The sequence below is a fragment of the Algoriphagus oliviformis genome (genome assembly GCF_017254915.1).
GTDB classification, from domain to species: Bacteria; Bacteroidota; Bacteroidia; order Cytophagales; family Cyclobacteriaceae; genus Algoriphagus; species Algoriphagus oliviformis.
The window spans coordinates 1-281 of the sequence record NZ_JAFKCT010000098.1 but is presented as its reverse complement, the minus strand read 5'-3'; the positions used below and the strand labels follow the sequence as shown (position 1 = coordinate 281).

1 protein-coding gene is annotated in these 281 nt (G+C 63.0%); it reads left to right on the top strand.

Annotated elements, in window-relative coordinates; translation table 11 throughout:
* The coding region (locus J0A68_RS23430) for a phage tail protein (RefSeq protein ID WP_206580534.1) at positions 1–281 on the top strand (281 nt) is incomplete at both ends.

Below are 281 nucleotides of genomic sequence, written 5' to 3'. Positions count from 1 at the left end.
CAGCACCACGGCGAAAGGGCTGGTGCAACTGAGCAGCGCAACGACCAGCACCGACGAAACGAAAGCCAGCACGCCCAAAGCGTTAAAAGCGGTCAACGATGCCAGCATGAAAAAGGCCGCCAATCTGTCCGACTTGCCCGACAAGGCCGCCGCGCGTGGCAATCTGGCGCTGGGTGATGCCGCGACGCGCAACGTCGGGGTAGAAGGCGGACAACTGATGGCCGTCGGCGCGTTTGGTCTGGGGGCGGGCGCGCGGGCTTTCGATAACGCTTATTGCAACA